Below are 5,303 nucleotides of genomic sequence, written 5' to 3' on the forward strand. Positions count from 1 at the left end.
TAGTAGGCAATATCATCCAATTTTGGCTTAGTTTTTGGTGATGGTGGCGCAAAGACGGTACAACAATCTTCAAATGGTTGAATAGATAAGTCAAAAGTATCAATTTTTTGCGAAATATCGATAATTTCCAATTTGTCCATAGCGACAACTGGACGAATAATCGGCGTTGAAGTCACTTCATTAATAGCGAACATTGATTCTAGTGTTTGTGATGCCACTTGGCCAATCGATTCACCGTTTATAATCGCTAAGCCATTGTATTGTTTTCGCAATTCATCTGAAATACGCATCATCATCCGGCGGGTAATGGTCATTAAATAAGCTGGGTTCACATGCTCTTTAATGGCTTCCTGGGTTTCCGTAAATGGCACTTCCACAAAGTTAATCCAGCCACCAAATTTCGTCAGTTTTTCCGTTAAGTCCTTCGCTTTATTCAAGGCTTGTGGACTAGTATATGGTGGTGAGGCAAAATGGACAGCCGTGATCCGCATCCCACGTTTCATGGCTAAATATCCGGCTACCGGTGAATCGATCCCACCTGATAACATCAATACTGCATTTGCAGATGTCCCTACTGGTAATCCGCCTGCCCCGTTAATCCATTCTGACGATACCAAGAAATCTTGTTCGCGCACTTTGACACGAATGGTTAAATCTGGTTTCTTCATCTGAACTTTTAATTCAGGGAATTTTTCCGCCAAAAAGCCACCCAAGGCTTGGTTGATATCATTTGTATCCATTGAATAGTTGTGGTCTGAACGCGATGTTGCCACTTTAAAAGATTGCACGCCATTTTTAGCGATTTCAGCCTTCACTAATTTAACTGCTGCTTCTTTTAACGAGTCGAAATCGCGCTCTAATTCAATCGCTGGTGAGAAACTTTGAATACCAAATACCTTTTCCAAACCAGCAAGGACCTCATCTTGAGGCGCCCCATTTAATTCCATAAACATAAAGTCATATTGTTGGTTGATTTTAATGTCTGGGTATTCACTTAAAGCTTCGCGGATATTTCGGCCTAGGGTTGTCACGAAGTTACGCTTGTTCTTACCCTTCGTCGATAATTCACCGTAGCGAATCATAATTAATTCTTTCATATTACCTCCCGTATTATTGAATGCGTTCAAATTTCTTCATTAGTTTCGTATATACATCGATAAATTGGTTGACTTCAGCCATGGTACTGTCTTTCCCAAAACTTAAACGAATGGCTTGTTTAGCCCAAACTGGATCCACCTTCATCGCCCCAAGTGTAGACGAGCTATTGTTGACGGCACGACTTGAGCAAGCACTAGTTGTAGACACGATGATATCCTCATCTTCCAAGGCATGAACCATCACTTCCCCGCGGACACCTTTTAAGGCGAAACATAGGACATGTGGCGCTGCATCTTCAGGACTAAAGACTTGGACAAGGTCTGTATGTTCGGCAAAAAAAGCGCGCAATTTCTCTTGCATAGCAACCTCTTTGGCCTTCACATCCTTAGCTTCAGCTAGAGCCATCCGGAGGACTTTTGCAGTCGCTGCAATCCCCGCTAAGTTTTCAGTCGTTGACCGTTGGCCCATTTCTTGGCCACCGCCATCAAGCAAATGACCAATCACACGGTTTTGTTTCTTATATAAAATACCGATGCCACGTGGGCCGTTAAACTTGTGGGCTGAAAAACTCATCAAGTCAACACGGTCATGGATTAATGGTTTTTCAAAAGTTCCGACACTTTGCACACCATCAACATGGTAATGGATGGTCGGATATTTTTCTAACAAGTCACCAATTTCAGCAATCGGTTGAATAGCACCAATCTCATTATTGACCGCCATTACAGATACTAAAATCGTCGTCTCTTTGATCGCCGCAGCCACATCTTCAACATGGACTTTCCCCAATTTATCAGCCGGTAGATAGGTAATCTCAAAGCCATTTTGACTCAAGGTTTCCATGGTATTACGGACAGATGGGTGTTCCACACTTGAAACGATAATGTGGTTACCGTGGTATTTCAGCTTTTCCATCGCGGTTCCTTTGATGGCCCAGTTATTCGACTCCGTGCCACCTGAAGTGAAGAAGACTTCCGTTGATTGTGCGCCTAGCAAGTCGGCAACTTGTTTACGCGCTGAATTTAATAGTTTTGATGCTTCAGTCCCCAACTTATGCAAACTAGACGGGTTACCGTAATATGTCTGCATGACTTGTGTCATCGTTTGTAGTGCTTCCGGCGCAATTTTCGTCGTTGCGCTGTTATCAAAATAGATCATTTCTGACATGGTCGTTCCTTCCTTTTTCCCTTTTCAACTCTTAACATATTATAGCCATATATCACAAATTGCAAGTAGCTGGCCCCAAAGTAACCAACCTTAATTTGACAGCCTCTATCTAGAAAATAAATACCCGCTAAATAGCCTGGATTCATCCTTTTCCAACCTAAAGCTTATAGTTGATAAATAGCTACTACTGACTAAAAACAGCAAAAGACCGAGCACATGTCTCGGTCCTTTCTAAAATTAGCCTACTTGATTTTCTTGGTCATACTGCTGAATGATTTCTTGTCTTGCACCTGGTTGAATTTGGTCAACCGCTCGGGCAATATTTTCAAAGGCATCTTCGTATAAAAATTCTTTATCGAATAAATAATATGACCGTTCTATTACCGCGTTCAACTCTGGATGTTGCGGACGGTAACGGTTCGCGTATTGGATCGCTGACTCTGTTAATTGGGCAGCGCGGACTTGTTTTTCAGTTTCATCATCCAAGTATTCAATCGCCTTAGCAATTTGATCGGTTAGATTTTCAATTTCTACCATGTCTAATTTGACACGGTTTAATGATTCTGACAATTGATCAATGCGGTCGCTTGTATCGAAGAAGTAATCTAAGTACTCATTAGTCAAGCCTGGTAAATGATGAATTTCTACTGAACGCTTGATGTTACGTAAATCAAGTTCGAACATGTATAAGTCATCGCGTGCATCACGCTCTCTTTGACGTAGGTTAGCCAAAGCCACAACAATCGCTGATTGACCTTTGTCAATTTCAGCTAACTGGTCATAGATTTCACGATAACGTGTTTCCATATCTGAATAAGCAATTTGGTGTTCTGCTAATTGGTCATCTGTTGTTTTCAACACGTCTTTTTGCCGTTCAATTTGATCAGCGTATTCTTGCATTTTACCCATTTCATTGTCATATAATATGTAATTTTGCGCTACACGGTCAATTTCTAATGCCCCATAGCGGTTGCTTTGTGTTACTTGTTCCAAGCGGCGTTGAACAGCACCTTGGTTTTTCCCAATATACTCTCTTGAAGCAATTTCTTTCTCCATCAAAGTATAAGTATGGTCGATCTGTACCCCAGCAGCTTCCATTAGTTCAGAAGCTTGGGTCAAGTCTGCATCTGACACAGCCTTTTTAGCTTCAGCTACTTTCTTTTCAGAGGCAGAAATTTCTTTTGGAATATCAACATCAATAGGGAAGTGGAAGTTTTCCTCTTCCATATGTGCAAAACCTTGTTGCATATCGGCCACTTGTTCCACATATTCTTCGTTTAACTTGCTATACAAATTCGGAATTTTTTCCATCATTTGCTCTAATTCGTTCAAGTCAGCATCGATTTGTACCAATACCTCTTGAGCGCCTATGAAATCACCATCATTCATTTGTTGGTGATACTTAGTGAAATCAAGTTCGATATAAGCTAAATGGTGCTCTAAGGTTTCTAGGGCATCACCAAATTTATAGCCGTGTGCCAGCAATTGTTTACGTAAGGCTGCGTAGCGCTCGTAAGTTTCTTCATGCTTGTCTTCAGATGCTTTTTCACTGGCTAATATTTCAGTTAAACGGTCGTTGATGCCATTCACTTCATCCTTCGTTTCTTCTAGGATGGTTTCTACTTCGTCAGCAACACTTCTTGCTTTAACGATGTTGTATTTATCCGTGTAATCTTGGGCAGAAACTAATGCTGCCTCGATCTCTGGTAAACGAAAACGAGTGATGGTTTGCCACTTGGCTTGTTCACTCTCGTATACTCTACGCGTTGCTCCCGAAACATTCTTGTTGCGCAGTGTATATAGTTTGTCCGCTACCGGAGTAGACATGATCTCTTGTTTTTGTTCATCTAATTCAATATTGGCTTGAGTTTGTTTACGTCCTAAATAATAAATCAGTCCGTAACCAAGTAATACCAATATAATTAAGATTAACAATGCTATTAAAAACGGCACACGCACGCCTCCTTCTATCCGTTGATATTTTATAAAAATTTTTAAAGGTTATTTAACCCCTATATTATCATAATTCAAACAAAAAAAATATGCGTTATATTAAAATTGCATTTCAAATCAATCGATTAAACAGTATCTTGCTGAAACCCTTTTCCGAAAATACAATTTCTCTAACAAAATGACGTCCATCGTTTCAATCTGACCATCTTTCTGGTTTGTATCCATCTCTACAGCAAATAAAAAAGCCGGAACAATGTCCCGACCTTTTCGCTAACAAGTCATCTAAAATTAGATTAATTTGTTGTAGTATTCAACGACTAGAGATTCGTCGATTTCTTGGTTCATTTCGTCACGTTGTGGTAAACGAATTAAAGAACCTTCTAATTTTTCAGCGTCGAATTGTACGTAAGGTACGTGACCGTATAAGCCTTCAACTGCTTCTTTAATTACTTTAACGTCTTTAGATTTTTCACGTACAGAGATTACTTGACCTGGTTGAACACGGAATGATGGGATATCAACACGTTTACCGTCTACAGTAATGTGACCGTGGTTTACTAATTGACGAGCTTGACGACGAGTAGTCGCTAAACCTAAACGGTAAACTACGTTATCTAAACGTTGTTCTAGTAAGATCATGAAGTTAACACCGTGTTTACCTTCTTTGATTTTACCAGCTTGAACGAATAAGTTAGCAAATTGCTTTTCGTTCATGCCGTAGATGAAACGTAATTTTTGTTTTTCTTGTAATTGTAAGCCGTATTCAGATAATTTAGCACGACGACCATTACCATGTTCACCTGGTGCGTATGGACGACGAGCGATTTCTTTACCAGTACCTGAGATTGAGATACCTAAACGACGAGAAACTTTCCAGTTAGATCCTGTAAAACGAGACATTATATATTCCTCCATAAAAATAAAATTTTGGAGTAAAATAACCTTTTAAATTGACCGCATTCGTGCATTTCACCTTAGCGCTTTCGTCTTCTGCAGCCGCAGACTACTTGGCTTACTGACGGTTGTCAGTGGTTGAAATGTTGACGAGCTTGCTTCAATTTTGCTGCATTATTTTACACGCAGTC

The 5,303-nt window shown here is 40.1% G+C and carries 4 protein-coding genes; all 4 read right to left on the reverse strand.

The window, feature by feature from the left end; all coding sequences use genetic code 11:
- Positions 1-1,097, reverse strand: a 1,097-nt coding sequence (thiI, locus tag ACRCJ0_RS09105) for a tRNA uracil 4-sulfurtransferase ThiI (RefSeq protein WP_431390248.1), incomplete at its 3' end; no start/stop codon positions are given.
- Positions 1,098-1,110: 13 nt separating this feature from the next.
- Entirely contained in the window at positions 1,111-2,256 is a 1,146-nt protein-coding gene (locus ACRCJ0_RS09110; RefSeq protein ID WP_417892984.1) for a cysteine desulfurase family protein, read from the reverse strand.
- A gap of 246 nt (positions 2,257-2,502) precedes the next feature.
- A complete protein-coding gene (locus ACRCJ0_RS09115) occupies positions 2,503-4,218 on the reverse strand; it encodes a septation ring formation regulator EzrA (RefSeq protein ID WP_149256203.1) in 1,716 nt (571 codons plus the stop codon).
- 288 nt (positions 4,219-4,506) lie between these two features.
- Positions 4,507-5,118, reverse strand: a complete 612-nt coding sequence (gene rpsD, locus ACRCJ0_RS09120; protein ID WP_003143535.1) for a 30S ribosomal protein S4 — start codon at positions 5,116-5,118, stop codon at positions 4,507-4,509.
- Positions 5,119-5,303: the final 185 nt, after the last annotated feature.

This window comes from Aerococcus sp. L_32, from assembly GCF_050689315.1.

Coding starts and splice junctions, on each gene's coding strand:
- rpsD (WP_003143535.1), bottom strand. CDS start 5,118: ATGTCTCGTTTTACAGGATCTAACTGGAAAGTTTCTCGTCGTTTAGGT.
- ACRCJ0_RS09110 (WP_417892984.1), bottom strand. CDS start 2,256: ATGATCTATTTTGATAACAGCGCAACGACGAAAATTGCGCCGGAAGCA.